General features: G+C 73.2%; 21 protein-coding genes, 1 tRNA gene and 1 pseudogene. 8 read left to right on the top strand and 15 right to left on the bottom strand.

Annotation, left to right across the window (positions count from 1 at the left end; genetic code table 11):
• The 5 genes from NFX44_RS19170 to NFX44_RS19190 form a co-directional block, all read right to left on the bottom strand.
• The gene (locus NFX44_RS19170) at positions 1–1,503 is read right to left on the bottom strand and encodes a penicillin-binding protein 2 (RefSeq protein ID WP_262284936.1); all 1,503 of its coding nucleotides are present in this window, start codon (positions 1,501–1,503) and stop codon (positions 1–3) included.
• Positions 1,500–2,879 carry an FtsW/RodA/SpoVE family cell cycle protein gene (locus NFX44_RS19175; protein WP_262285162.1) on the bottom strand — a complete coding sequence of 460 codons (1,380 nt, stop codon included), beginning with the start codon at positions 2,877–2,879 and terminating at the stop codon, positions 1,500–1,502. Before NFX44_RS19175 ends, NFX44_RS19170 begins: the two co-directional genes overlap by 4 nt.
• A 139-nt stretch (positions 2,880–3,018) precedes the next feature.
• Positions 3,019–4,458 (bottom strand): PP2C family serine/threonine-protein phosphatase, encoded by a 1,440-nt coding sequence (locus NFX44_RS19180; protein ID WP_262284937.1) that lies wholly within the window; start codon positions 4,456–4,458, stop codon positions 3,019–3,021.
• Positions 4,455–4,940, bottom strand: coding sequence for an FHA domain-containing protein (locus tag NFX44_RS19185; protein ID WP_074315675.1), 486 nt, complete (start codon positions 4,938–4,940; stop codon positions 4,455–4,457). The genes NFX44_RS19180 and NFX44_RS19185 overlap by 4 nt, the downstream gene beginning before the upstream one ends.
• Positions 4,941–4,946: 6 nt before the next feature.
• On the bottom strand, positions 4,947–5,735 hold the full coding sequence (locus NFX44_RS19190) for a DUF3662 and FHA domain-containing protein (protein ID WP_262285163.1): 789 nt from the start codon (positions 5,733–5,735) through the stop codon (positions 4,947–4,949).
• A 209-nt stretch (positions 5,736–5,944) separates the two neighbouring features.
• Between NFX44_RS19190 and NFX44_RS19195 the strand changes: the two genes are divergently transcribed.
• From NFX44_RS19195 to NFX44_RS19210, 4 genes are all read left to right on the top strand, one after another.
• Positions 5,945–6,030 (top strand) — tRNA-Leu (locus tag NFX44_RS19195).
• 71 nt (positions 6,031–6,101) lie between these two features.
• On the top strand, positions 6,102–7,211 hold the full coding sequence (locus NFX44_RS19200) for an NAD-dependent epimerase/dehydratase family protein (protein WP_262284938.1): 1,110 nt from the start codon (positions 6,102–6,104) through the stop codon (positions 7,209–7,211).
• Positions 7,208–8,014, top strand: a complete 807-nt coding sequence (locus tag NFX44_RS19205; protein ID WP_262284939.1) for a WecB/TagA/CpsF family glycosyltransferase — start codon at positions 7,208–7,210, stop codon at positions 8,012–8,014. Before NFX44_RS19200 ends, NFX44_RS19205 begins: the two co-directional genes overlap by 4 nt.
• Before the next feature lie 285 nt (positions 8,015–8,299).
• Positions 8,300–8,902, top strand: coding sequence for a hypothetical protein (locus tag NFX44_RS19210; protein ID WP_262284940.1), 603 nt, complete (start codon positions 8,300–8,302; stop codon positions 8,900–8,902).
• Here NFX44_RS19210 and NFX44_RS19215 read toward each other — a convergent pair.
• The 3 genes from NFX44_RS19215 to NFX44_RS19225 all read right to left on the bottom strand — a co-directional run bounded on the left by NFX44_RS19215 (position 8,870) and on the right by NFX44_RS19225 (position 10,498).
• Positions 8,870–9,268 (bottom strand): hypothetical protein, encoded by a 399-nt coding sequence (locus tag NFX44_RS19215; RefSeq protein WP_262284941.1) that lies wholly within the window; start codon positions 9,266–9,268, stop codon positions 8,870–8,872. The genes NFX44_RS19210 and NFX44_RS19215 overlap by 33 nt on opposite strands.
• Positions 9,269–9,425: 157 nt before the next feature.
• The gene (locus tag NFX44_RS19220) at positions 9,426–9,647 is read right to left on the bottom strand and encodes a DUF397 domain-containing protein (protein ID WP_262284942.1); all 222 of its coding nucleotides are present in this window, start codon (positions 9,645–9,647) and stop codon (positions 9,426–9,428) included.
• On the bottom strand, positions 9,617–10,498 hold the full coding sequence (locus tag NFX44_RS19225) for a helix-turn-helix transcriptional regulator (RefSeq protein ID WP_189197556.1): 882 nt from the start codon (positions 10,496–10,498) through the stop codon (positions 9,617–9,619). Before NFX44_RS19225 ends, NFX44_RS19220 begins: the two co-directional genes overlap by 31 nt.
• A 630-nt stretch (positions 10,499–11,128) precedes the next feature.
• Between NFX44_RS19225 and NFX44_RS19230 the strand changes: the two genes are divergently transcribed.
• A complete protein-coding gene (locus tag NFX44_RS19230) occupies positions 11,129–11,416 on the top strand; it encodes a hypothetical protein (RefSeq protein ID WP_262284943.1) in 288 nt (95 codons plus the stop codon).
• 99 nt (positions 11,417–11,515) lie between these two features.
• Positions 11,516–11,959, top strand: coding sequence for a hypothetical protein (locus NFX44_RS19235; protein WP_262284944.1), 444 nt, complete (start codon positions 11,516–11,518; stop codon positions 11,957–11,959).
• Between the two features lie 18 nt (positions 11,960–11,977).
• Here NFX44_RS19235 and NFX44_RS19240 read toward each other — a convergent pair whose 3' ends face one another.
• Both NFX44_RS19240 and NFX44_RS19245 read right to left on the bottom strand, forming a co-directional pair.
• The gene (locus NFX44_RS19240; RefSeq protein WP_262284945.1) at positions 11,978–12,844 is read right to left on the bottom strand and encodes a PASTA domain-containing protein; all 867 of its coding nucleotides are present in this window, start codon (positions 12,842–12,844) and stop codon (positions 11,978–11,980) included.
• A gap of 101 nt (positions 12,845–12,945) precedes the next feature.
• Positions 12,946–13,656 carry a PASTA domain-containing protein gene (locus NFX44_RS19245; protein WP_262284946.1) on the bottom strand — a complete coding sequence of 237 codons (711 nt, stop codon included), beginning with the start codon at positions 13,654–13,656 and terminating at the stop codon, positions 12,946–12,948.
• A gap of 94 nt (positions 13,657–13,750) precedes the next feature.
• On the opposite strand from NFX44_RS19245, the pseudogene NFX44_RS33255 reads away from it, so the two are divergent.
• Positions 13,751–14,620 (top strand): annotated as a pseudogene (locus tag NFX44_RS33255) (hypothetical protein); the annotation flags it as partial.
• A gap of 684 nt (positions 14,621–15,304) precedes the next feature.
• Here NFX44_RS33255 and NFX44_RS19255 read toward each other — a convergent pair.
• Entirely contained in the window at positions 15,305–16,783 is a 1,479-nt protein-coding gene (locus tag NFX44_RS19255) for a glutamate--cysteine ligase (protein ID WP_262284948.1), read from the bottom strand.
• A gap of 252 nt (positions 16,784–17,035) precedes the next feature.
• Positions 17,036–17,617, bottom strand: a complete 582-nt coding sequence (locus tag NFX44_RS19260; protein WP_262284949.1) for a YceI family protein — start codon at positions 17,615–17,617, stop codon at positions 17,036–17,038.
• Between the two features lie 101 nt (positions 17,618–17,718).
• On the opposite strand from NFX44_RS19260, the gene NFX44_RS19265 reads away from it, so the two are divergent.
• Positions 17,719–18,210 (top strand): MarR family winged helix-turn-helix transcriptional regulator, encoded by a 492-nt coding sequence (locus NFX44_RS19265; RefSeq protein WP_262284950.1) that lies wholly within the window; start codon positions 17,719–17,721, stop codon positions 18,208–18,210.
• A gap of 228 nt (positions 18,211–18,438) precedes the next feature.
• Here NFX44_RS19265 and NFX44_RS19270 read toward each other — a convergent pair whose 3' ends face one another.
• From NFX44_RS19270 to NFX44_RS19280, 3 genes are all read right to left on the bottom strand, one after another.
• The gene (locus NFX44_RS19270; protein ID WP_262284951.1) at positions 18,439–21,093 is read right to left on the bottom strand and encodes a helix-turn-helix domain-containing protein; all 2,655 of its coding nucleotides are present in this window, start codon (positions 21,091–21,093) and stop codon (positions 18,439–18,441) included.
• A 124-nt stretch (positions 21,094–21,217) separates the two neighbouring features.
• Positions 21,218–22,366, bottom strand: coding sequence for an acyl-CoA dehydrogenase family protein (locus NFX44_RS19275; protein ID WP_262284952.1), 1,149 nt, complete (start codon positions 22,364–22,366; stop codon positions 21,218–21,220).
• An 83-nt stretch (positions 22,367–22,449) separates the two neighbouring features.
• Positions 22,450–23,982, bottom strand: a complete 1,533-nt coding sequence (locus tag NFX44_RS19280; RefSeq protein WP_262284953.1) for an acyl-CoA carboxylase subunit beta — start codon at positions 23,980–23,982, stop codon at positions 22,450–22,452.
• Positions 23,983–24,113: the final 131 nt, after the last annotated feature.

The raw sequence follows: 24,113 nt of genomic DNA on the forward strand, positions 1-24,113 counted from the left end.
TCAGCGGCCTTCCGCGATGGCCGCCGCCATGATCCGGCCGCCGATCCGGGCCGCCTCGGCGCTGCCGCCGCTGCCCGCCTGCTCCAGCTCGACACACACCGCCGAGACCGGGGTGCCGTTCTTGTCCAGCGCGAAGCCGATGAACCAGCCGTGGTCGGGGGTGTTCGGGCCGGACTGGGCGGTGCCGGTCTTGCCGCCGACGGTGTAGCCCTCGATGGCGGCCTTCCGGCCGGTGCCCTCCTTCACCACGTTGACCATCATGTCCTGCAGGTCGGCCGCGACCGGGCCGCTGACGGGCCGGCGCAACTCGCGCGGCTTGGCGGCGTCGTAGACGGTGGTGCGGTCCGGTCCGAGGAGCTGCTTGACCAGGAACGGCCGCATCTGGCTGCCGCCGTTGGCGACCGTGGCGGCGATCAGCGCGCCCTGCAGCGGAGTCATCCGCACGTCACGCTGGCCGATGGAGGACTGGGCCAGCGCGGCCGGGTCGGTGCCGCCACCGGGCGCGGCCATCTCGCCGGTACGGCTGGCCGCCACCGGCAGACCGCCGTCCTCGCCCGTCTCGCCGACGGTGAGGTCGTCCTCCTCGAAGCCGAACGCGCGGGCCTTCTCCTTGAGCTTGTCCGCGCCGAGCCGGACGCCGAGCTGGGCAAAGCCGGTGTTGCAGGACTCGGTCACCGCGTCCCGCAGCGTGACCTGGGCCTCCGGGCAGATCGACGGGGCGGCGTTGCGGATCGGCTGGCCCGAGGTGGGCGGTGTGTAGCTCGACCCGGCCGGGATCTCGGTCTGCTGGGTGACACCGTTCTCCAGCGCCGCCGCGGCCACCACGATCTTGAAGGTGGAGCCGGGTGGCAGCGTCTCGGACAGGGCCCGGTTCGCCAGCGGGCGGTCCTTGTCCTGTTCGAGCGCGTTGTGCGCCTTCGTGGCAGCGCCCGTGTCGTGGCTGGCCAGCGGGTTCGGGTCGAAGCTCGGCATGGAGACCAGGGCCTGCACCGCCCCGGTCCGCGGGTCGATCGCGATGGCCGCGCCCCGTCTGGCCCCCACCTGGTTGTCGTTGAGCTGCTTGTACGCCGTCTCCTGGGCCCGCTTGGAGAGGGTCAGCAGCACGTTGCCGCCACCGGTCTGGTCACCGGTGAACATGTCCTTGATCCGGTTGGCGATGAGCTGGTCGCTGGTGCCGGCGAGGAAGTCGTTCTCCAGCCGCTCGATGCCGGTGTCGGCCAGGTTGACCGGCTTGTAGCCGAGCACGTGCGCGTACATCGCGCCACCGGGGTAGGTGCGCTGGAACTTCAGCTTGCCGTCGGTCTCCTTGCTGAGCGCGACCGCGGTGCCGCCGACCTCGATGTTGCCGCGCTTGCGGTCGTACTCGGCGACCTGGACGCGGCCGTTGTAGTCGCTGTTGCGGTATTCGTCGGCCTTGTAGCCCTGGATCCAGTTCAGGTTGGCGAAGAGCAGCCCGAACAGGATCATGACGACGACGCCGACGCGGCGCAGGGGTGCGTTCACGGCCGGATCACCTCCGTGGGGGCACCGTGCAGCTGCTCCGGCGGGCCACCCGACGGCCGGGCCGCCGGGCCGCCGCCTCCGGTCACCGGCCGGCGGGCGCCGTCGGAGACCCGGAGCAGCACCGCGATCAGCAGCCAGTTCGCCATCAGCGAGGAGCCACCGGCGGAGAGGAACGGGGTGGTCTGGCCGGTCAGCGGGATGAGCTTGCTGATCCCGCCGACGATGACGAAGACCTGCAGGCCCAAGGTGAAGGCCAGGCCACCGGCGAGCAGCTTGCCGAACGAGTCCCGGACCGCCAGCGCGGCACGCAGCCCCCGCTCGACGATCAGCAGGTAAACCACCAGCAGCGCGGAGAGGCCGAACAGGCCGATCTCCTCACCGATGCCGGCGAAGATGAAGTCGGTCTGCACCTCGGGCAGCAGGGTGGGCTGGCCACCGCCCGGGCCCGCCCCGAACAGGCCGCCGGTGCCGAGCGTGAGCAGCCCCTGGACGAGCTGGTAGCCCCGGTCGTACGGCTCGGCGAAGGGGTCCAGCCAGATCTGGGCCCGGTCGTAGAAGTTGGCGAACGGGCCGCCCACCGTGCTGCCCAGCACGTACGCCAGGTAGGCGCCGCCGAAGAACAGGATCAGGCCGATGAGCAGCCAGCTCACCCGTTCGGTGGCGATGTAGAGCGTCACCACGAACATGCCGAAGTAGAGCAGCGACGTGCCCAGGTCCTTCTCGAAGACCAGCACCAGGAGGCTGATCAACCAGACCACGAGCACCGGGCCGAGGTCCCGGCCGCGCGGGAAGTCGATGCCGAGCACCCGGCGGCTGGCCAGCGAGAGCACCTCGCGCTTGCGGACCAGGTAGTAGGCGAAGAAGGCGAGCAGGGCCAGCTTGGCGAACTCACCGGGCTGGATGGAGAACCCGCCGAGCCGGATCCACAGCTTCGCGCCGTTGATCTCCGAGAACCGCCCCGGCAGCACCGCCGGGATCATCACCAGCACGATGCCGGCCAACCCCAGGGTGTACGCGTAGCGCGAAAGCGAGCGGTGGTCCCGCATGATCGCCAGCAGCCCGGCGGCGAGCACCACCGCGGCGAGCGTCCAGGCGAGCTGGCGCCCGCCGGTGCCGGCGAAGATGGCCAGGGTCTCCCGCTGCTCGGGAGGGGACTGGGCCAGGTCGTAGCGACGCAGGAAGCCGACGCCGATGCCGTTGAGCAGGGCGACGGCCGGCAGCAGCGCCGGGTCGGCGAACGGCGCCAGCCAGCGGATCACCAGGTGCAGGCCCAGGAAGACCAGCCCCAGCGCGGCGGCCGGGATCCAGAAGTCCGGGGTGACCGTGTCCAGCACGTTCGCCTCGACCGTCGCCGCGTACGCCGCCACCAGGACCATGGCGAGCAGGAGCAGGGACAGCTCGGCGTTGCGCCGGGACCGGGCCAGGCGCACGCCGGGCTGCTCGCCCGTCGAGGCGGGCGAGGCGGCCGGTGCGGCGGCTGCGGTCACGGATGTGTCCTCAGGGTCGAGCCGGCGCTCACTCGGGCGACCGGCAGCCGGCCGGGTCGACCGGCGGAACCGTGTCGGAGGGGCCGGCGTCGGGCGTGGTGGTCGGCGTCGTCGTCGGGGTCGCGGCGACCGTGGCCGTGGCCGTGGCCGTGGGGACGGCGCTGCCGTTGACCGCCGGCGCCGACGGGCTGTCGGCCGCGGACGGGGTCGGGCTGGCGGGTCCGGCCGTCGGGCTGGGCGGGCAGAGCGGCTTCAGGTTCGGGTTGGCCGGGTCGTCGCTGGTCAGCTCGGCCAGCCGGCGCTCGGCGTCCGGCTCGCTCTTCGCCTGGATGCCCTGCTTGACCTGCTCCTGGGCGGCCTGGGTGAGGTCGTCGAGCCTGGCGTCGCTGGTGGCGTGCACGTTGGACAGGTCGAGCCCGGCGACCTGGCCCGGGACCCCGCGGAACACGGCGAGCTGCCCCTCGTCGGTGGCGCCGACGTAGTACTGCCGCTGCGTGTAGTTCCACCCGCCGAAGAGGCCGCCCCCGACGATGACCAGCAGAGCCAGCAGCATCGCCGCGGTGCGCAGCGGGTGCCCGCGACGCCGCTCGGGCTCGTCGTCGCGGCTGTCCGCCGGCTCCTCGGGCGCGGGCGCACGGGGAGCCGACAGCGCCGAGGCGCGGGCTGCCGGGGTGGAGACGTCGGCCGAGGTGGCCATGCCGCGGTCCCGGGCGGCGGCGCCGCCGACGATCGGGGACGCCTCGACGATGTCCTGGTCGGTGGCGTCCGCGATGATCACGGTGATGTTGTCCGGGCCGCCGCCGCGCAGCGCGAGCTGCACCAGGCGTTCCACGCACTGCTGCGGGTCGGTGTATTCGCGCATCGTGTCGGCGATGGTGTCCGCGCTGACCACACCGGACAGGCCGTCCGAGCAGATCAGGTAGCGGTCACCGGGGAGCACCTGCCGGACGCTGTATTCCGGGTCGATGTCCCGGCCGTCCAGCGCCCGGGTGAGCAGCGAGCGCTGGGGGTGGCTGCTCGCCTCCTCCGCGCTGATCCGGCCCTCGTCGACGAGCATCTGGACGTACGTGTCGTCCTTGGTGATCTGGGCGAACTCGCCGTTGCGCAGGAGATAGGCCCGCGAGTCACCGATGTGGACCATGCCGATCTTGCTGCCCGAGAAGAGGGTCGCGGTCAGCGTGGTGCCCATCCCCTCCAGTTGCGGGTTGGCGTCCACGGTGTCGCGGAGCTGTTGGTTGGCGGTGCCGACGGCGGAACGCAGCGCGTCGACGAGGGCGTCCCCGGGGACGTCCTCGTCCAGGGGCGCCATGGCACCGATGACGATGTTGCTGGCGACGTCACCGGCGGCCATGCCGCCCATGCCGTCGGCAACGGCGAGTAGCCGCGGCCCGGCGTAGACGGAATCCTGATTACCGTCTCGGATCAGACCGCGGTCGCTGTGGGCCGCGTAGCGCAGGGTCAGAGTCATGGCCGTAATTCGAGGGAAGTGCGGCCGATCCGGATCGGCACGCCGAGGGGGACGGGGGTTGGTCCGGTGACCTTAGCGCGGTCCAGGTAGGTGCCGTTAGTCGATCCGAGGTCCTCGACGAACCACTGCCCGTCGCGCGGCACGAGCCGGGCGTGCCGTGCCGAAGCGTAGTCGTCGGTGATCACCAGAGTCGAGTCCTCGGCCCGGCCGATCGTGATCTGGGCCTCCCCGAGGGTGATCCGGGTGCCGGCCAGTTGACCGGCGGTGACCACCAGCTGGTGCGCGGCCCTGCCCCGCTTCACCTTCGCCGGCTTCGCCGCCTGCCCGGTCGACGCCCCGACCGCGCGCGGCGCGGCCACCAGGCGACCCGACCGGGCCCCGGCGAAGAGGTCCCGGCGGATCACCCCGACCACCGTGAACACGAAGATCCACAGCAGGATGAGGAACCCGAACCGGGCGACGGTGATGACGAGTTCCGGCAACGCGGGTCAGCCGTCCACGCGGAAGGTCAGGGTCGTCGTGCCGAGCTGGATCATGTCGCCCGGGTTGAGGGCGACCGCGGAGACGCGCTGGCCGTTGACCATCGTGCCGTTGGTGGAGCCGAGGTCGGTCAGCACGACCTGGCCGCCGTCGAAGTCCAGCCGGGCGTGGCGCCGGGAGATGCCGACGTCGGGCAGGCGCAGGTTGGCCTGGTCGCCGCGGCCGATCACGGTCGAACCCATCTGGAGCGGGTAGGTGCGGCCGTCGCCCGAGACCAGGCGGACGTTGCGGCCACCGCCGTGCCCCGGGGGCGGACCGTAGCCGCCGCCCTGGTCGTAGGCGGGGTAGGCCGGGGCGGCGTCGTAGCCACCGGGCGCGGAGACCGGGGCGACGTCGCCGCCGGTGTAGACCTCCGCGGTGACCCGGAACATGCCGGTGTCCAGCCCCTCACCACGTTCGACCTCGACGATCACGTCGCCGTAGACCGTCCACGCCTGCTCGCCGATGAACTCCGCCTGCGACTGGGCCAGCTCCTGGGCCAGCGCGGCGGCGTACGGCGCCAGCCGACTGTGGTCGTACGGCGAGAGATCGATCACGTAGCGGTTGGGCACCAACGTGCGCCCACCGGCCAGGATCGCCTTGTGCGCCTCGGCCTCCCGCTGCATGGCGTTGAGGATCTCCACGGGGTGGACCACCCCTTTGAAGACCTTGGCGAAGGCCCCCTCGACCAGGCCTTCCAGACGCTTCTCGAAGCGTTGCAGCACGCTCACCGGCTCCTCCTCGGGTCCCGAGGCAATGATGGTATCCGGACACCGCCTCCGCAGCTCACACGCCGCTCGGCCGGCTGCCGGCGGCCCGTTCGTGACCAGCCCCGCGATCGTGCTAAAGTTTCGTCCGCCACGAACGGTGATCGCTCGTGGCGATGACCGGGAACAGCGTAATATGTCCGGGCACCCGCCGCAGATGGTGGGAGCGGGATGAGATACGGTGTTGCAGGTCAAGCCACGGGGAAGTGGCGGAATGGCAGACGCGCACGGTTCAGGTCCGTGTGCCCGAAAGGGCGTGGGGGTTCAACTCCCCCCTTCCCCACCAACACGAGGGCTCCGCACTCAGCGGGGCCCTCGCGCCGTATCGGGGCGTGCCGGACGTCACGCTATGCTCCGATGGTTTCCCTGCCCCAGATGGACCAGGAGTGGCGTGTGAGTGTCGCGTTGGTGACCGGTTCGGGCGGTCTGATCGGCTCCGAGGCGGCCCGGCACTTCGCCGGGCTCGGTCTCGACGTGGTCGGCATCGACAACGACATGCGGCGCTACTTCTTCGGCGAGGACGGCTCGACGGCCTGGAGCCTCGACCGGCTCGCCGGTGAGCTGGGCCGCGCCTACACCCACCACGCCGTGGACATCCGGGACCGGGACGGCCTGGAGCAGGTCTTCAAGAAGTACGGCTCGGACATCGCCGTGGTGATCCACAGCGCCGCCCAGCCGAGCCACGACTGGGCCGCCAAGGAGCCGTACACCGACTTCGACGTCAACGCCGGCGGCACGCTCAACGTGCTGGAGAACACCCGGCGGCACGCCATCGACGCGCCGTTCATCCACTGTTCCACCAACAAGGTCTACGGCGACCGCCCGAACACGCTGCCGCTCATCGAGCTGGAGACGCGCTACGAGCTGCCCGAGGACCACCACTGGTACGACGGCATCACTGAGGACATGTCGATCGACGAGTCGCTGCACTCGATCTTCGGCGCCTCGAAGGTCGCCTCGGACGTGATGGTCCAGGAGTACGGCCGGTACTTCGACATGAAGACCGCCTGCTTCCGGGGCGGCACGCTCACCGGCCCGGCGCACTCCGCCGCCGAGCTGCACGGCTTCCTGGCCTACCTGATGCGCTGCGTCATGGAAGGCCGGACGTACAACCTCTTCGGCTACAAGGGGAAGATGGTCCGGGACGCCATCCACTCGCGGGACGTGCTCAGCGCGTTCGAGGCGTTCTTCCGCGAACCGCGTTCGGCGCAGGTCTACAACCTCGGCGGTGGCCGGCACTCGAACACCTCGCACATCGAGGCGTTCCGGATCGCCGAGGAGATCACCGGTCGGGTAGCGAAGATCAACTACGTCGAGCAGGCCCGCACCGGCGACCACCAGTGGTACGTCAGCAGCATGGCCCGGTTCGAGGAGCACTACCCGAACTGGAAGATCACCTACGACGTGCCGATGATCCTGCGCGAGATCTACGAGGCGAACGTCGACAAGTGGGTGCCGAAGGCATGACCACCGGCACCAAGCGGAACGTGCTCGGCGTACTCGTCGACGCGACCGACTACGCCCGGGCGACCGAGGCCGTGGTGGCGGCCGCGCACGACCGGCGCCCGCTGGCCCTCACGGCGCTGGCCGTGCACGGCGTGATGACCGGGGTGCTCGACCGGGCGCACAACGCCCGGCTCAACTCCTTCGACGTGGTCACCCCCGACGGGCAGCCGGTGCGCTGGGCGCTCAACCTGCTGCACGGCGCCGGCCTCACCGACCGGGTCTACGGGCCGGAACTCACCCTGCGGGTGCTCGCCCGCTTCGCCGACGATGGGCTGCCGGTCTACCTCTACGGCTCCACCGAGGCGACCCTGTCCCGCCTGGTCCCGGCCCTGGAGCAGAAGTTCCCGGCGCTGAAGATCGCCGGCGTCGAGCCGTCCAAGTTCCGGTCGCTCCAGCCGGGCGAGGACGCCGAGATCGCCGATCGGATCAAGGCCAGCGGCGCCCGGCTCGTGCTGGTCGGGCTGGGCTGCCCCCGGCAGGAGGTCTTCACCTACGCCATGCGGCCGCTGCTGGACATGCCGCTGATGGCCGTCGGCGCGGCGTTCGACTACCACGCGGGGCTGCTGCGCAACCCGCCGCCGTGGATGCAGCGGGCCGGGCTGGAGTGGTTCTGGCGGCTCGGCCTGGAGCCGAAGCGACTCTGGCGCCGCTACGTCATCCTCAACCCGGCCTACCTGGCCCGGCTGGCCGCGCAGAAGTCCGGCGTGTGGAAGGCCACCCCGCCGCCTCCGGCCACGGAACGCCCGGCCACCTTCGACGTCTGAGCCCGCAACGACGCCCGGCGGCCACCCCGAGGGGGACCGCCGGACGCCGGTGGGAGAGGTTGGCTCAGGGGACCGTTCACCGCCGTTTCGTCGACGACGCACGGCGGCTGCCGCGGTCCGATCGACGCTGACCGATCGTTAACAGGCTAGGTCAGCGGTGCGGACGCTGTGAACATGCCGGATCCGCCATAACGCCGACGGGATGACCCCTACGGGAGGCGTACGGGAGGAACCGGGGTGCCGCCCCGGATTCGGTGGGCGTCGATCCGGGCCAGGCTGGACACCATGGACGAGCCTCTCACCGTGCTGCTTCCCGTCGCCGCCGTCTGGCTGGCCGCCGGCGTGGTGGCGGACGGGCTGCCCCGGCTGGACCGCGCCCGCGCGCTGCGACGGCGTACCGGATGGTTGTCCGCCCTGGTCCTCACCGGCCTGGCGCTGACCGCGACGGTCCTCGCGGTGGGCCTGCAGAGCGCCGGCACGACGGCGCTCGACCGGGCCGCGGCCGGGCTCACCCTCGCGGCGGCCCCGGCGCTGGTCGTGGCCGTCTGCACGGTACGCCGGGTCCGGTGGCTGCGGGCCGGCGCGGGCGCGTTCGCCGCCGCGCCGGACACCCCGGCCCCGCACGGGCTGCGGGCCGCCGCGGCGCATCCCCTGATCGGGCTGCCGCTCCAGGTGACGGCACTGGCCGCGCTCGGCGCGGTGCTGCCGGCCGCGGGCGTCGACCTGTTCGCCGGACCGGCCGTCGCCGGGCCGGCGATCACCGTCGCGGTGCTCGGTGTGATCGCGATCGGGGTACGCCACGCCCTGCGGCACAACCGCCTCGCCGAGCGGGCGCTGCCGCCAGCGGCCACGGCGTCAGCGCGGGCGGGTCGCCCCCTGCACGTATAGCAGCTCCAGGATCGCCCGGGTCGCCTCGAACCAGCGGTCCAGCCAGCCCGGCGGGGGCACGCTGCCCTTCGGCGGCAGCTCCATCAGCAGACCGCGCAGCAGCGGATGGTCCACGAGGGACTCCTGCTGCTCCATCGGCCAGCCGGTCAGCGGGAAGGACGGCTCAGTGAGCGGGTTCGGGTCGAGCGACGGCAGCGAGAGCGGCGGGCCGGGCTGTTCCGGCGCGGCGACGTCCCGGCCGACCTCGGCGTCCCCGGAGCCCACCTCGGTGAGGACGCTGTCCCGGCGCGCCCCGCGGTACTTGCCACCGAACCGCTCGGGTTTGCCCGGGCCGTTGGTCAGATTCTCTGAACCGATCGTCGTCATCCGTCTCGCCTGCCTCGCTCGGTTGCCGATCTGTGCGGTTCAACGAGGCGGAACGGAACTGGCGACGGGTGCCCGGGACCGGCCGGCCGCAGACGAAATGGTCCCGCCCGGCGGCACTGCCGGGCGGGACCACGCTTCTGGGGGCGGGCCACCGGAATCAGTCCCCGGCGAACGCACCGCCCCTGGCGCCGGCGACGAAGGCGTGCCAGTCACCCGGGGCGAAGACCAGGGCCGGGCCGGTCCTGTCCTTCGAGTCCCGGACGCCGACCGCCCCGGTCACATACGCGACCTCCACGCAGTTGTCACAGTTCGGCCCGCTCTTCGAGCTCTTGAACCACGTCGCCTGCGTCAGGTCCACGGGGAACTCCTTGGTCGCCATTTCCACAACGGCTCCTCTGCCAGTTTTGCGATGTGTGCGATGGATTCCTCCGGGCGAATGGCCGCTGCTCGAATGTGATCGAAGATGAAGCTGTACTTCTGTAGCTCGTCGCTCTTCTCGAGGAAGAGCCCACCCGTGGCGTTCTCCGCGTACACGACATCGGGATCACTCGGTTCGGGGAAGCTGAGGATCGTGAAGGTCCCGTCCATGCCGGCGTGCGCGCCCACCTCGAAGGGCAGAACCTGCAACGTCACGTTCGGCAGTTCGGCCACCTCCACCAGCCGTTTGAGCTGGCCACGCATCACCGCGTCGCCGCCAACCGGCCGGCTCAGCACCGCCTCATCGAGCACCACCCACAGATCGACCGGATCGTCCTGGGTCAACAACGACTGACGGCCCAGTCGGACACGCACCCGCTGTTCGACCTGTTCGGCGGTGAAGTCGGGCCGAGCGGCCCGGATCATCGCCCCCGCGTACTCCTCGGTCTCCAACAGGCCCGGCACGACCTGTTGTTCGTACGCCCGGATCGAGCTGGCCGCCGCCTCCAGTCCCACGTACGCCCCGACCAGCACCGTGCTGTACGGATGCCACCAGCCCTTCTGCCGGGCCTCGCGGGCGATCTGCACCAGCTCGTCGCTCTCGGCGCCGACCACCCCGTAGATGCGGAGCATGTCCCGCACGTCCCGGGGCGTCGCTGTGGTGTGACCGGTCTCGATACGGGAGATCTTGGAGGCCGAGCACTCCAACTGCTCGGCGACCGTCTCGATGGTGATGCCGGCGGCTTCCCGCTGCCGGCGGAGTTCCGCCCCCAGGCGTCGACGCCGGATGGTCGGGCTGCGCCGTTCGCTCACGACGTCACCCCACGGGACGATGGACGGGGATTCCCACTCCTCGCGCGCACCCGGCTACCTCCGGTCGGTCGCGCCCGGTTTCACACCCGCCGTGGGCGCGACCGGCGTACGGCGGGCGAGCGTTCGCGGCAGGGGGTGGTGCCGGTCGTCGACCGGCCGCGACGGGCGAAACCGGCGTCCAGTGTGCCGCCCCGGGACCTGAGGCTTCAAGCGTCCCGTTCACGTGTCCTGCTCGCGTATCGGCAAAAGTCGACGTGCAACTTGCATGAAGCACGTCGCTGATGCACTCTGTCGGTATGGCACGGGTTACTCACCGTCTTCGCATGATCTCCGGGCGTGGTCGCACCACGGGCCGCGGGACGGCGGGAGGGGAGCCGTCCCGCGCCCTGCGACCTGCCCCGGGATGAAGACCCCGCCGCTGCATGCCAGCTTGGCTGTGGCGGCGGGAGCGGTAACCGGGAGCAGCCGGGTGATGGTCGGGTGGCGGTCCGCCACCGCGGGTACGGCCCGACCAGCACCGACCCACTGATCAGCCGGCCCACGAGGTAGATCCCCCGTCACCGGACCGCCCTGTCCCCCAGATCAGCCCACGCCGGCCCGCCCGCCGGCCGATCATTCCCAGGAGCCCATGTGCTTCCCCGCTCCGGTGACGTACTGCACGTGACGCGCGCGGCGAGTGTCCAGTTCCTCCGACCGATCATGTTCCGGGTGATCCGGGTGCTCGACTGGCCGACCTATGACGGTTGGCTCTGGCTCGACGGCTACGAGTTGAACGCGGCGGGGGACGCGGTCAACCGGCGGTCGATCTTCGTACAGCAGGAGGGGCTGCGGCACCTCCAGGCCGCGCCGGCACCGCGCCAGCACACCGTCCGGACGGCCCGCCGTCCGGTGGTCCGGACTCCGGTCCGGGTCGGCTGACCTCACGAATCCCGGTCGGGGGGCGTACCGCCGCCATAGAATCGGTACGCCCACCCCGGCGAACGCTCCACCCCGCGCGCTCCGGACCCTGAACCTGGGATGGTCATGGTCAATCTGCCCGCCGCGCGGCGGCACCACCGGTCCCGTATCGGTTACGCCTTCGGGCTCCTCGCGTTCCTCGGCGTCGCGACCGCACTCGCGCTCGTGGTCCGCCACCCCGCCTTCTCCGCGACCCAGGAGTTGACGGAGCCGGTCCCGGCTCCGGAGATCACCGTGGCCGGTGAGGGCAACCGGCCGGCCACCGAGGACGACGGGCCGGCCTGGGTCGATCCACCGGTGGCCGACGCGCGGGGCGGGGACCTCGTCCCCCCGCCGACCCCCGACCATGCCGGGGGCGGGGCCGGGGCCGGGGAGGCCGCGCTCGCGGAGCGCCCGTCGGCCGCCACCGAACTCAGCCGGTCGCTGTTCTACTCGGGCCTGCTCGGCCTCGGCATCTCGCTGGCCGGGCTGGGCCTGGTCGGCACCCGACGCCGCCAGTGGTGACCCTCGGCCGGTGACGGCTCAGCCGGTGGCGGTGGCCGTCGGGGAAGGCGTCGAGGTGGTCGGCTCCGTCGTCGGCTCCGCGGCCCGCGCCACCACGATGCTGACCCGGTCCCCCTCGGCGACCGGCTCACCGGCCCCCGGGCTGGTGTCGATCACCGTTCCGGCCGGCCGGTCCGACGTCCGGTAGCGCACCCGGTAGTCCACGCCCAGCCGGTCGAGGGCCGCCCGGGCGGCGGACTCCGGCAGCCCCACCAGCGGCGGCATCGGCACCTCGGCGGCCGCCGTGGTGGTCGGCGGGCCGCTCGGCGGCGAGCTGGTCGGCGCGGCCGTACTCGGCGTCGCGCTGGTCTGCGGGGCGATGCTCGGCGCGGTCGAGGGCGCCAGGCCCGGCTCGGCGTCGCGGTCCGCCGCGCGGAGCGCGAGCCAGACACCCAGGCCGATCAGCGCGATTAGCACCAGCGCGAGGATGCCCAGCAGGATCGGCATCCACCAGCGACGACCCGACTGCTCCTCCGGGTACCACTCGCTGCCAGGCTCCGGATAGCCGGCCGGCCGGGGTGGCGGCACTCCGGCGCGCCCGGACCAGGCGGGACTGACCGGCTCCTCGCGGGCGGTGGCGTCGAGCGGCCGCCGCGCGGCGGCACCGCCGGGCATCGGGCGGGTCGCGTCGGCATCCTCGGCGGCGGCCGGGTTTCGCGGCATGGCGCGGGTCGCGTCGGCGTCCTCGCCCCGGGACGGTTCACGGGGCATCGCCCGGGTCGCGTCAGCGTCCTCGGGCGTGGCGGGGCGGTCGGGCGGCGTGGCGCGGGTGACGTCCGGGTCGGGAGGCAGGGCCCTCGTGGCGTCCGGGTCCTCGGCGGGCGGCTCCTGGCGGTCGTCGCTCATCGCACGTCCTTTCCCCACCGGGACAGGGCGGCCTGGCCCTCCGCCGTCCACGGTAGCCGTCCGCCCCACCATCGGCAGGCATCAGCGCGCCGGGCCGCCCGTCACGGCGAGGGAAGCGGACTGGCGGTCGGCGCGGTGGAGGGCCCGTCGCCGCAGGTGAGGGTCACCGGGTCGTTCCACCGGGCCGCGCTTCCGGGTACCGGGTCCTGCGCGGCGACCGGACCCTCGCGGCCGGTGCGGTAGCGGGGGTAGAGACCGGCCGCCACCAGGTCGTCCGCCGCGTCGGCGCAGCCCTGGGCGAGCAGGTCGGGCACGGCGACGGTCGGCGCCGGGCCGGCGACCCAGAGGGTGACGGTGACGCCGCGCTTCACCGGCGTGCCGGGGGCGGGCGAGGTGCGCTGGACGGTACGGCCGGAGCCGTTGCCGAACAGCAGCCGCCAGCCGAGCTTGCGCTCCCGCAGCTCCCGGCGGACCTGCTCGAAGTCGGTGCCCACCAGCTGGGGAACGGTCAGGCCGGCGGGGGTGGTGGTGCGCGTACCGGTCGGCCGGTCGTCGCCGGTGCTCGGCTCGGCGGCGGTCGGAGTGGTGGCGTCGACCGTGGGTGCGGTGGGGACCGCCACGGGCGGCGGGGTCGGTCCGTCCGGCTCACCGGCCAGGATCCAGCCGCCGCTCGCCCCGATCACCGCCAGCAGGACCATCGCCAGGCCGCCACCGAGGAGCAGCCGGGTCCGGTCCCGCCCGGGTTCGGCGCGTACACCCGGCTGCCCGTCCGGGTACCCCTCGTCCGTCATCACGTCCCTCGCCTCAGTCACCGGCGACCGTATCCGGCGCCACCAAGCCCCTCGCGGCCGATCCGGGCTCCGCCACCACTCGCCGCGCCGACCTTGGGACGCTACGCTCCCCGGCATGGCCAGACGGGGCTGGGGAGGATCGACCGCCGCCGCGCTCGGCGTCGCCGCCGGTGCGGGCGCCGCACAGCTCGGCTTCGGCTACGGGCTCGGCATCATCAACTGGGCGCCGGCCGGCGCCGCCCGCGTCGACGCGGCCTGGGTGGCCAGCCTCGCCTGGGCCACCTGGATCTCCGCGACGTCGGTGATCGCCGGCGCGGTCTGCGCCCAGCGGCTGCGCGGCGCCGACGACGACGAGCCGGCGGGCATCCTGCCGCGGCTCGGCCTGGCGCTCGCCGCCGGGGTGGGCGCGGTGATCACCGTCCTGCTGGTGGCCGTGCCGGCCCGGGCCGCCCGCGTGCCGGACACGTCCTCGCCGCAGGCCGTGGCCGCCGGGTACGCGGCCGCCGGGCTGGTGCTCGGCGTGCTGCTCGCGACGTGGGCGCTGCACACCCGGGCCGCCGCCACCAACCTCATCGCCACCACCGGCTGGCTCTGGCTGCTCGCCGTGGTGTCGGTGGTCGACGGGGTGCTCTCCGGCCGTGGTCTGACCACCGCCCAGCTCGGCATCTGGCAGATCAGCGCGGACAGCGGCCGGTTCTGGATCCGCGACTACTTCTACTGGCCGGGGGCACTGCTCTCGCTCGGTTCCGCCCTGCTGATCGGGGTGCTGGCCGCCCGGCGGGCGGTCCGCGTGCCGGAGCGGCGGGTCGGGGCGGCGGCCTCCGGGGCGGCCGGTCCGCTGCTGGTCGCGCTGGCCTACCTGCTCGCCGTGCCGAGGCTCGCCGGGATCGCCGCCGAGCAGGTGTCGGCCCACCTGATCGCCCCGTACGCGGTGATCGCCGGGATCGGCGGCTCGGCCCTGATGGCCGCGCTGGCCCAGCGGGCCGGAAGCCGCGCCACCGAGTGGGCCGGCGTCCGTGTGCCCCGCCAGCGCACCGGGGAGGCGGACGAGCTGACCGCCCCCGACGACGAACCGCCGGCCGACGAATCCACCGAGGGCTGGCCGACCGACGACAAGCCGACCGGGGACAAGCCGGCACGCCGGTTCTTCGGGCGCCGCCCGGCCGGTCCCGGGCCGGCCTCGCCGGGTGCCGAGAGCCAGGCCGGCGGGACAGACCCGACCGGGGGGCCCGTCACGCCGGTCGAGCCGGGCCGGCCGGTCACCTCCCCGGACGGGCCCGGTGACCCGGTCCCGTCCGCGCGCACCGGCGGCGGGCCGGCGAAGGCGGATCGACGGGATGCGACGACACCCGCCGGCACACCGGACGACACCGCGCGGGCGGCGGCGGGTGGCCGGCGTGGCCGGGCCGTACCGCCCCAGCGGCGCCCGGAGTCCGGCTCGGCGATCCGCATCGAACCGGCCCGGACCGGCGCCGATCCGGCGGCGGCGGATTCGGAGACCAGGGAGACGCCGGGCGGGAGCGAGCCGGCGGGCGCACCGGAGAGCGCCGCGAGCGCCCCGCTCACCGACCCGAAGGCCCGTCGCCGCAACCGCTGACGCCGACCGGCGCAGGGCGAAGCCGGCTCGACGTGGCCGGGCCGCCGGACAGTTCCCAGCCCTCGGCGGCGGTCAGTCGACCGGCCAGGTGTGGACGGGTTCGTTGGCGCGTTGCAGCTCGGCGTAGCGCTGGACCATGTGGTGCAGGGCGGCCTTCCGGTCCATGCCGCGGTGGCGCTCGGCCGCCCACACCGTCTCGGTCTGCCAGACCGCGCCGTTGCGGCCGGTGCGGCACCGCTCCTCGATCACCCCGAGGAGGCGGTCGCGCTCGGCCGGGGCCACGCCGAACCGGTCCAGCCCCTCCGCGGCGGTGGGCAGCAGCGTGTCGAGGACGAGCGTGGTGACCGGCACGTCGCCGAGCCCGGGCCAGTGCAGCGCGGCGTTGATGCCGCGCCGGGCGGCGGCGTGGAAGTTCTCCTCGGCCGAGCTGAAGGTGAGCTGGCTCCAGATCGGCCGGTCCGCCTCGGCGAGGCCGCGGGCGAGGCCGAAGTAGAAGGCCGCGTTGGCGAGCATGTCCACCACGGTCGGCCCGGCCGGCAGCACCCGGTTCTCCACCCGCAGGTGTGGGCGGCCGCCCATGATGTCGTAGACCGGGCGGTTCCAGCGGTAGACGGTGCCGTTGTGCAGGCGCAGCTCGCCGAGCTGGGGCACCCCGCCGGCGTGCAGCACCTCGACCGGGTCCTCGTCCTCGCAGATCGGCAGCAGGGGCGGGAAGTAGCGGACGTTCTCCTCGAAGAGGTCGAAGATCGAGGTGATCCAGCGCTCGCCGAACCACACCCGGGGGCGTACGCCCTGGGCCTTCAGCTCGTCCGGGCGGGTGTCGGTGGCCTGCTCGAACAGGGCGATCCGGGTCTCCGCCCAGAGCTGCCGGCCGTAGAGGAACGGCGAGTTGGCCCCGACCGCCACCTGCACGCCCGCGATGGCCTGGGAGGCGTTCCAGTAGTCGGCGAAGCTGTCCGGCGCGACCTGAAGGTGGAACTGGAGGCTGGTGCAGGCGGCCTCGGGCGCGATCGAGTCGGTGTGCGTACGCAGCCGCTCGACGCCGCGGATGTCCAGCTCGATGTCCTCGCCCCGGGCCCCGACGATCTGGTCGTTGAGCACCCGGTAGCGCTCGTCGGTGGACAGGTTGTCGGCGACCAGGTGCCGCTCGGTGAGGGTGGGCAGGATGCCGACCATCACGATCTTGGCGTCGGACTTGGCGGCCCGCTCGTCGGCGCGGCTCAGGCTGCTGCGCAGGTCGTGGGCGTAGTCGGCGAAGCCGGTGCCCTCGATGAGCCGGGGGGAGGCGTTCAGCTCCAGGTTGAACTGCCCCAGCTCGGTCTGGAAGAGCGGGTCGGCGATGTCGGCCAGGATCTGGTCGTTGCGCATGGCCGGCTCGGCGGCGGCGTCGACCAGGTTGAGCTCGATCTCCAGCCCGGTCATCGGCCGGTCGGCGTCGAAGCCGAAGTCGTCCAGCATCAGCGCGAAGACGTCCAGGCACCGCCGGACCTTCTGCCGGTAGCGGACCCGGTCCTCCCGGGAGAAGGCGCCCTGCTCGACGTCTCTGCCCATCTGTCCTCCCGGCGCCGGCGCCACGGAACCGTACGGTTCCGCAACGCATTGTGAACCATTCACGTTGAGTGCGTAAGTGCGCCCGGGGCCGCCGATCGGAGGCTGGGCGCAGGTCTGCACTCCTACCCAGCCGGGGGCCGCGGCACCGGGGTCAACCGCCGAACAACACGTGACAATTCGCACCGACCGCGTACGACGACGGGCCCGCGCCGTCGGGTGACGGCGCGGGCCCGTGGGGTCGTACGCGGAGGATCAGGCCTGGCGGACGGCCTCGCCCTCGATCTCGATCTTGATCTTCTTGCCGACCAGGACGCCGCCGGTCTCCAGGGCGACGTTCCAGGTCAGGCCGAACTCCTCGCGGTCGATCTCGGTGGAGGCCGAGAAGCCGAAGATGTCCTGGCCGAAGGGGCTGCGGCCGACGCCCTCGAACTCGACGTCCAGGTCGACCGGGCGGGTCACGCCCTTGATCGTGAGCTCACCGGAGAGGACGAACTCGTTGCCGTCGCGGGACTTCACGCCGGTGCTGCGGAACTCCAGGGTGGGGAACTGCTCGGCGTCGAGGAACTCCGGGCTGCGCAGGTGCGCGTCGCGGTCGGCCTGGGCGGTGTTGATGCTGGCCGCCTGGATGGTGGCGGTCACCGACGACTGCGTCGGGTCCTCGGCCACCGTGATGGTGGCGCTCGCCTCGGCGAACTCGCCGCGTACCTTGCTGACCATCATGTGCCGGGCGACGAACCCGACGCGCTTGTGAGCCGCGTCCAGCAGGTAGGTGCCGGCGGTCGGGATGGTGAGACCCTCCCAGTCGCGGGTAACCGCTTCGATGCTGCTGGTCATGCTGCTGTCCTCCAGGGAAGATTGTTTAGTAACCCAACGACTGACTGAGCAACTATAGGCATAGCAATATTCCCTGTGTCAAGGACTGCTAGGATGGCAACGTGGACCAGAACGTGTTCGACGATCCCCGGATCACCGCCATCGGCCTCCTCTTCGAGGCCAGCGCCGGGCTGTCGGCCCGGTTCGCCGCCCAGTTCGAGGAGCACGGCCTCTCCCCGGTCGAGTTCGAGGTGCTGATGCGGCTCACCCGGTCGCCGGGTCACCAGCTGCGGATGACCGACCTCGCGGCGCAGACCTCCCTGTCCACCAGCGGGGTCACCCGCGTGGTCGACCGGATGGAGCGCGACGGCCTCCTCCGCCGCCGGGCCTGCCCCTCCGACCGGCGCAGCTCGTACGCGGTGGTCACCGCGGCCGGCCTGAGCCGGCTGGACGACACCCTGCCCGGGCACCTGCGCATCATCGAGGAGTGGTTCACCGGTCAGCTCACACCACCCCAGCTGGAGGCCGTCCTGGACGGGCTGCGCCGGGTCCGTGACGCGGTGCACCCCGGGGCGACCGCCGGCAGCACCGAGCCGGCGCCCGCGGGCTGCTGATCGCCGGACGGCCCGGGACGTACCGGTCGGTCACCGGCAGAAAGACCGGCAGAACCGACGGGACACCGGGGCAGAACGCCGCTTTATCGGAAAAATCTCCCGCGCTGGCTGGATAGGCTTCCGGACAGCGGGGGGGCACCGGGGGGTGCCGGCGCGAGCGATGAGCGAGGGGCAGCACCAGGGGGCTTCTTCGCTCGCGCCACCCCCGCGCCTTCTGTTCCGCCCGCCTCAGCCGCCCCGGCCGGCGCGTTCCCGGCGGGCCACCAGCGCGTAGAGCAGGGCCTCCTCCCGGGGCACCAGCCTGATCCCGGTGGCCCGGCAGGCCCGGTCCAGCCGGTCCAGCACCGCCACGTCGGTGGTGCTCGCCGCCAACCCCACCAGTGCCTCCACCAGGTCGCGCCGCTCCCCACCGCCGGCCGCGGAGTCGGCCGCCGCGCTGAACCACTCCGCGGCCAGCTCCCGGTCTCCCCGGTGCAGGGCGAGATGGCCCTCGATGATCGCGCAGACCACGTCCTCCGGCGGGACGTCCCGGCGCTCCCCGGGCGCTTCCAGGGTCTCCGCGCTCCCTGGCCGCCGCCGCCCCGGCACCGGCCGGGCGGGCCGCAGCTCGGTCACCACCTCGAGCGCCTCCGCCGACCGTCCCTGCAGGGCGAGTGCGAGCCCGACCGTGCCGAGCACCCGCCGCCACCGCCCCGGTTCGCCCAGCTCGACGAGCGCGCCCGCCACCCGCCACCCCTGCTCCACGGCGTCGACGTACCGGCCCTCCAGCCGGATCACCTCGGCCAGGTCGGCCCGGGCCAGCAGGCGGAGTCGCTGCTCCCCGCACTGGGTGGCCAGCCGGTCGACAGTCGCCAGCCGGCGCCGCGCGCCGGCCAGGTCCGCCACCCGTACGTCGTGCCAGGCGAGGTGCTGGTGGGCGACGGCCATCTCGCGTACCCGGCCGTGCCGGGTCGCCAGCTCCAGTGCCGCCTCGGCCTGCTCCCGGGCCTGCCCCTGCGTGCCGGCGGCGCTGAGCAGCACGCAGAGCACCGACCGGGCCGACAGCTCCCCGGTCACGTTCCCGGCCGCCTGGAAGATCGCCAGCGCGTTCCGGGCGGCCGGCAACTCCACGTTGCCGGCACCGTGCTCGGCGGCGAGCCGGGCCGTCCCGAGCAGCGCCCAGGCTCGCAGCACCGGCGACGCGTCCGCGGTACGCGGATCGGCCAGCAGGCGGCGCAGCCACCGGCGCCCGGAGACGTCCCGCCCGCGCAGCCGCCACCAGCGGGGCAGTGCCGCCGCCAGGAGCAGCGCGGTCGCCGGATCGTCCTCGGCGGCGTGCGCCAGCGCGGCCGTGATGTCGCTGGTCGCCTCGTCGAGCAGGTGCACGGCGTCAGGCAGTTCCGCGCCGACCAGGTTGGGGGCGGTCCGCCGCACCAGCCCGGCCACGACCACGGCGTGCCGGCGGCGGATCCCGGTCAACTCCCCTTCGACGGCGGCCTGCTCGGTGGCGAAGTCGCGGACGGCGTCCAGCAGGCGGAACCGGAACGGGCCGGTGCCCCGGACGCTGAGCAGCCCGAGTTCCCGCAGCCGGTCCAGCAGGGGCACGGCGTCCCGCCGCTCCTCGCCGTCGGCGAGCAGGTCCTCGGCCAGCTCCACCGACCAGCGGTTGCGGAACGCGGAGAGCCGGCGCAGCGCCGCCCGTTCGGCGGGCGCGAGCAGGTGGTAGCTGGTCGCCACCGCCTCGCGCAGGGTCACCGTGCCGGCGGCGAGGTCGGCGGCCTCCCAGCCGGGACGCCCGCCCGCCAGGTCGAGGACCCGGTCGCCGTAGCGGTCGAGAAGTTCGGTGACGTCGAGGATCCGGCCGCGCGCGGCCATCAGCTCGATGGCCAGCGGCAGCCCGCCGAGGCGGCGCACCAGCGCGGCGAGCGCCGGCAGCTCGGCCCGGGTCGGCGGTTCGCGGCGCGCCTGGGCGAGCCGGGCGGTGAACAGGGTCGCCGCGGGCCAGCGGGCCAGCTCCGTCACGTCGGCCGGGTCCTGGCCGACCGGCGGCACGTCGAGCGGCGCGACCGGCCGGACCAGCTCGCCGGGGAGCCCCACCGGGCGCCGGCCGGTGACCAGCACCCGCAGCGTCGGCGCCGCCGCGACCAGGGCGCGCAGGGCCTCGGCCACCGGGCCGGGCGCCCGCTCCACCGCGTCCACGAGCAGCAGCGCGGGCCGGCCACCGAGCCGGCAGGAGAGGTCGGCCAGCCGGTTCACGCCGAGCACCGCGACGGAGGCGGCGAGCACGTCGGCGGCGTCGGAGCCCTCGCCGACCAGCACCCCGGCCACGCCGGCCGGGTGGTCGGCGGCCGCCCGGTACGCGACGGTGAGGGCGAGCGCGGTCTTGCCGACACCGGCCAGCCCGACGAGGCTCACCACCGGTCGCTCGGAGAGCAGGGCGGCCACCTCGTCGACGTCGCGGTCCCGGCCGACCAGCGGGACCGGCTGGGGCAGCGCGATCGGCGTACCGGAATCGGTGGCGGCGGCGCCGGTGACCGGAAGGTGCCGCGCGGCCGGACCCGGCGCGGCGACATCGGGACCGCTCACCGGGAGGTGGGCCGCGGCGGCATCGGGACCGCCGGCCGGCGGGTCGGGCGCGGCGGTCTGGACCGGGCGGGCGGCGGCGAGGAACGCCTGCCGGGCCGGGCCGGTCAGGCCCAGCGCGTCGGCGAGCAGGTCTACGGTGGTGCGCTGGGGTCGGGTGGCCCGACCCCGCTCCAGGTCACGGACGGTCCGCACGCCGACGCCGGCCCGGGTGGCCAGCTCGGCCTGGGTGAGCCCGGCGGCGAGCCGATGCCCGCGCAACAGGTCGGGCAGGGGGGTACGACCGCCCGGGCTCCGCGAACGATCATGAGCCGGAGTCATGGGCACGAAGAGTACGGATCGGGTCGGACGCTCCACAGCCCATCGTCGGGCAGCCGACCGTCCACTGCCGATATCCGACAGACGGTGGAGCCCGCCCGGGTCCGACGGCCCGGGCGGGTTCCGCTCACATGCCGAGATCGCGGGCGATGACCATGCGCTGCACCTCGCTGGTGCCCTCGCCGATCTCCAGGATCTTCGAGTCGCGCCAGAAGCGGGCCACCGGGTACTCGTTCATGAAGCCGTAGCCGCCGTGGATCTGGGTGGCCTCGCGGGCGTTGTCCACCGCGATGGTGCTGGCGTGCAGCTTGGCGATGGCCGCCTGCCGCTTGAACGGCTCGCCGGCCAGCATCCGGGCGGCCGCGTCGTAGTACGCGAGCCGCGCGGTGTGCGCCTTCATCTCCATGTCGGCGATCTTGAACTGGATCGCCTGGTACGCGCCGATCGGCTGGCCGAACGCCTCGCGCTCCTTCGCGTACCGGATCGACTCGTCGACGCAGCCCTGGGCGAGGCCGACGGCCAGGGCCGCGATGGCGATACGCCCCTCGTCGAGGATGCGCAGGAACTGGGCGAAGCCCCGGCCGCGCTCGCCGAGCAGGTTCTCCGCCGGCACCCGGCAGTCGTCGAAGGTGAGCTCGTGGGTGTCCGAGGCGGTCCAGCCCACCTTGGAGTAACCGGGCGCGACGTTGAAGCCCGGCGTGCCGGACGGCACGATGATGGTGGACAGCTCCTTCGAGCCGTCCGGCTTCGTGCCGGTCACCGCGGTGACCGTGACCAGCGCGGTGATGTCGGTGCCGGAGTTGGTGATGAACGCCTTCGATCCGTTGATCACCCACTCGTCGCCGTCCAGCACGGCCCTCGTCTGCGTGCCGCCCGCGTCGGAGCCGGTGCCCGGCTCCGTCAGCCCGAAGCCCGCGAGGGCCTCGCCGCTGAGCAGCTTCGGCAGCCACCGGGCCTTCTGCTCGTCGCTGCCGAACCGGTAGATCGGCATCGCGCCGAGCGAGATCGCCGCCTCCAGGGTGATGGCCACGCTGGAGTCGACCCGGGCCAGTTCCTCCAGGGCCAGGCAGAGCGCGAAGTAGTCGCCGCCCATGCCGCCGTGCTCCTCGGGGAAGGGCAGACCGAACAGGCCCATCTTGCCCATCTGACGGACGATCTCGTACGGGAAGGTGTGCTGCTCGTAGTGCTCGGCGATGGCCGGGGCGACCACCTCGCGGGCGAAGTCCCGCACGCTCTCCCGCAGCGCCTCTTGTTCCTCGCTGAGCCGGAAGTCCATCTGATCCTCCTGATGGGATGCCTCTGTGGACGGGCCGCCGGGCGCTCGTGGCGCCGGGTCGGGTGGTGCGGGTCGGGGTGCGGTCAGACCGGGGTGACGCCGTGCCGGCGCCTCGCGAAGTGCCGCTCCTTGCCGCGCGCGGCGGCGAACCGGCGGACCAGTTCGGCACGCAGCTCGTGCGGCTCGACGATGGCGTCCACCACCAGCTCGCTGGCGAGCCGGACGATGTCGATGTCGCGCTCGTACTCCTCGCGCTTCGCGGCGACGAACGCGGCCCGCTCGGCCTCGTCCGCGATCGCGGCGATCTTGTTGGCGTAGACGGCGTTGACCGCGGCCTCCGCCCCCATCACCGCGATCTTCGCGGTGGGCAGGGCGATCGTCGCGTCCGGCTCGAAACCGGGGCCGGCCATCGCGTAGAGGCCGGCGCCGTAGGCCTTGCGGACCACCACACAGATCTTGGGTACGGTCGCCTCGGAGATCGCCGTGATCATCTTGGCGCCGTGCCGGATGATGCCCTGCTTCTCCACCGCGCTGCCGACCATGAACCCGGGCACGTCGGACAGGAACAGCAGCGGCACGTTGAACGCGTCGCAGAGCTGCACGAACCGGGTCGCCTTGTCGGCCGAGTCGACGAAGAGCACGCCGCCCTTGAACATCGAGTTGTTGCCGACCACGCCGACGACCTCGCCGTTCAGCCGGCCGAAGCCGATGGTCAGCTCCTTGGCCCAGAGCGCCTGGATCTCGAAGAAGCTGCCCTCGTCGAGCAGGCCCTTGACGTACCGGCGCATGTCGAACGCCTGCCGCTCACTGACCGGGACCAGCGCGGCCAGGTCGGCCTTCTCCGGCGCGGGCGCCGCCTCGACGGCGGGCGGGGTCTGGGTCCAGTTGGTCGGCAGGTAGGACAGGTAGCGCTTGACCACGTCGAGCGCCTCGGCCTCGGTCTTGCAGAGGAAGTGCCCCACGCCGGACTCGGCGCAGTGCACCTTGGCCCCGCCCATCGCCTCCAGCGTGGTCTTCTCGCCGGTGACCATCTCGACCATCCGGTCGGAGCCCAGGTACATGCTGGCGTTGCCGTCGACCATGGCCACCACGTCGCAGAACGCCGGGATGTAGGCCCCACCCGCCGCGCTCGGCCCGAACAGGGCGCAGACCTGCGGGATCGCGCCCGAGGCGCGAACCTGGTTCCAGAAGATCTTGCCGGCGCCGCGCCGGCCGGGGAACAGGTCGACCTGGTCGGTGATCCGGGCGCCGGCCGAGTCGACCAGGTAGACCATCGGCACGCTTGTCGAGTAGGCCCGCTCGATGATCCGGATGATCTTCTCGACGGTCCGGGCGCCCCAACTGCCGGCCTTCACCGTGGAGTCGTTCGCCATGAGGCAGACCGGCCGGCCGTCGATGGTGGCCGTGCCGGTGACCACGCCGTCGGCGGGCAGCCCCTCGGCCATCGCGTTGGCGTAGAGCCCGTCCTCGACGAAGGAGCCCTCGTCGACCAGGTACGCGACCCGCTCGCGGGCGAAGAGCTTGCCCTTCGCGGCGTTCGCCGCGTGGTACTTGTCCGCACCGCCGGCCCGGGCGCGCTTGCGCAGCTGCTCCAGGGCCTCACCGTCGAGCGTCACGCCGACTCCCATTGCCACCGGCCGCCTCGTGAGCGCGCCGACCGACCTGAACGATCGTTAGGCTAGCGCATTCCCGCCCCTCCGGCGACCTACCATCCGGCCACACCCCTGCCACCCCCTCCCACCCACCC

Origin of the sequence: Micromonospora sp. MA102 (genome assembly GCF_025460765.1) — a bacterium.
Lineage (GTDB): Bacteria > Actinomycetota > Actinomycetes > Mycobacteriales > Micromonosporaceae > Micromonospora > Micromonospora halotolerans.

What these genes read in the sequence shown, in the direction of transcription:
- NFX44_RS19205 (WP_262284939.1), top strand. Translation starts at nt 7,208, where the DNA reads ATGACCACCGGCACCAAGCGGAACGTGCTCGGCGTACTCGTCGACGCG.
- NFX44_RS19275 (WP_262284952.1), bottom strand. Translation starts at nt 22,366, where the DNA reads ATGGACTTCCGGCTCAGCGAGGAACAAGAGGCGCTGCGGGAGAGCGTG.
- NFX44_RS19240 (WP_262284945.1), bottom strand. Translation starts at nt 12,844, where the DNA reads ATGAGCGACGACCGCCAGGAGCCGCCCGCCGAGGACCCGGACGCCACG.
- NFX44_RS19215 (WP_262284941.1), bottom strand. Translation starts at nt 9,268, where the DNA reads ATGACGACGATCGGTTCAGAGAATCTGACCAACGGCCCGGGCAAACCC.
- NFX44_RS19175 (WP_262285162.1), bottom strand. Translation starts at nt 2,879, where the DNA reads ATGGTCCTGGTGGCGGCGTACGCGGCGACGGTCGAGGCGAACGTGCTG.
- NFX44_RS19270 (WP_262284951.1), bottom strand. Translation starts at nt 21,093, where the DNA reads ATGACTCCGGCTCATGATCGTTCGCGGAGCCCGGGCGGTCGTACCCCC.
- NFX44_RS19180 (WP_262284937.1), bottom strand. Translation starts at nt 4,458, where the DNA reads ATGACTCTGACCCTGCGCTACGCGGCCCACAGCGACCGCGGTCTGATC.
- NFX44_RS19235 (WP_262284944.1), top strand. Translation starts at nt 11,516, where the DNA reads ATGGTCATGGTCAATCTGCCCGCCGCGCGGCGGCACCACCGGTCCCGT.
- NFX44_RS19255 (WP_262284948.1), bottom strand. Translation starts at nt 16,783, where the DNA reads ATGGGCAGAGACGTCGAGCAGGGCGCCTTCTCCCGGGAGGACCGGGTC.
- NFX44_RS19260 (WP_262284949.1), bottom strand. Translation starts at nt 17,617, where the DNA reads ATGACCAGCAGCATCGAAGCGGTTACCCGCGACTGGGAGGGTCTCACC.
- NFX44_RS19210 (WP_262284940.1), top strand. Translation starts at nt 8,300, where the DNA reads ATGGACGAGCCTCTCACCGTGCTGCTTCCCGTCGCCGCCGTCTGGCTG.
- NFX44_RS19200 (WP_262284938.1), top strand. Translation starts at nt 6,102, where the DNA reads ATGGTTTCCCTGCCCCAGATGGACCAGGAGTGGCGTGTGAGTGTCGCG.
- NFX44_RS19220 (WP_262284942.1), bottom strand. Translation starts at nt 9,647, where the DNA reads ATGGCGACCAAGGAGTTCCCCGTGGACCTGACGCAGGCGACGTGGTTC.